General features: G+C 37.9%; 2 protein-coding genes. Both read right to left on the bottom strand.

All coding sequences use genetic code 11. The features are described 5' to 3' along the window. Positions 1-23: 23 nt before the first annotated feature. Entirely contained in the window at positions 24-593 is a 570-nt protein-coding gene (locus BHE89_RS16060) for a hypothetical protein (RefSeq protein ID WP_286146224.1), read from the bottom strand. A gap of 11 nt (positions 594-604) precedes the next feature. Continuing rightward, the gene (gene fixA / locus BHE89_RS16065; protein ID WP_069369790.1) at positions 605-1,378 is read right to left on the bottom strand and encodes a putative electron transfer flavoprotein FixA; all 774 of its coding nucleotides are present in this window, start codon (positions 1,376-1,378) and stop codon (positions 605-607) included. Positions 1,379-1,826: the final 448 nt, after the last annotated feature.

Raw genomic sequence — 1,826 nt, forward strand, 5'->3', positions numbered from 1 at the left:
CAACAAAACGTGCTTTGTCTAAATCAACTGCATTGATAGCGCGTGGTTGAATCGAATTGCGAACAATGCCTTGAGCTGGGGCAATCCATGCGACTTTTTTGTGCACTACCCGTCGCCTCAGTTTCTGGTGCAATATCAAAAGCGCCCACACTTGCAGTGACAACACAGTAAGGCGTTTTCAGCGTTTCATCGCCAAAAGCTAAACCACCGTAAACCATATGTTTGGTGACTAATGCCTCTCCTTCTGCATTTAAAGATTGTGCGTCGTTAGAAACAACCGCTTCTAAACGATGACCTAAACGTGCTGCGATTAATTTTCCGCGACGTGTATTAGGCAGTAGCACTAAACCTGCATCACCTTTTTGTTTGATGGTTTCAACCATGCTTTGTGCATAGTCTTCAATAATGCGATCATCAGGTTTACCTTCTAATTGAAAAACGTCGGTTGCACCTAATTTAAAAGCAGCCACACTTTGTTCATCATTCAATGTAAATACATTGATAGATTGTCCTAATGAAGAAGCGCCACCCATTAATTCTGGTAAACGGGAAAGTGCATCACTAAATACCCAAACAGTTGAAAACTGGCTCATAACTCCCCCTATTACTTAAGAATTTTACGTAAATGTTCTGCCAACTCAGCAATCTGATCATCGCCATCACCTTCAATGATGATGCGTTGACGAACTTTCTGTTTCGGCGCAGCCACTTTTTGCTCTGAACGTGCAGTAATCACATCCAAACCAAGATCGGTGACACTCCATTGCTGAACAGGTTTCTTGGCGGCACCAAGAATAGCTTTCATCGAAGGAATTTGAGGTATATTTATATCGGTAGATACCGCGATAACAGCAGGTAATGGAATGGTTAGTGTTTCAATTTCCGTTTCTAATTCACGCTCAACCGTAATTGAATCATTAGAAATAGAAACTATTTTGTTAACGCCATTGATTGCAGGAATATTTAAGAATTCCCCCACCAGCAAGCTAACTTGTTGTGAGCTCAGATCCGCAGAGCCATCACCACAAAGAATTAAATCATAACCTTTTTTAGTCGCAGCCGCTGCCAGTGCAACCGCTGTTTGATAAGGTAAAGAAGCTTCAAATTGATCATCAACGACAACCACTAATTCATCAGCACCACGAGAAAGAACATCTTTACGCGCTTTCGCATTTGTCAGGGCTTTACCGCCAACACTCATTGCCGTGATTTGAATACCATCAAGTTGCGTCTTAAGCTGATTAGCGGCTTCAATCGCATTTAAATCATATTGGCTGATTTTGGTGTTAGCGCGGGAAAAATCCAGCGAATTATCTGCGCTATTGACCGTAATATCCTGCTCATCGGGAACACTTTTGTAACATGTAATAATATTCATTACATCTCCTGAAATTAATAAATAATGTCATTTACTCTGGCAATGTAATATAGAATTAACACAATTAAGAGATGAAAAAATTAAACCTAGGTCACCAATATTGAACATAGATAAATAAAGAATGGATAGGTTTCAATATTGCTAAACATATCACCAATATTGAAATTAGTTTTAATTAAAGTGAACAACTTTCAATATTGCTACCTCGATCAACAATATTGAAGATAATAAATATAATGGTATTTAACGTTCAATATTGCCACCAAGATCAACAATATTGAAAGACAGAATATAACAACCCGATTACACCAATATTGAAATTAGTTTTAATTAAAGTGAACAACTTTCAAATATTGCTACCTCGATCAACAATATTGAAGATAATAAATATAATGGTATTTAACGTTCAATATTGCCACCAAGATCAACAATATTGAAAGACAGAATA

This window comes from Shigella sp. FC1967 (genome assembly GCF_001743005.1).
Classification (GTDB): Bacteria; Pseudomonadota; Gammaproteobacteria; order Enterobacterales; family Enterobacteriaceae; genus Proteus.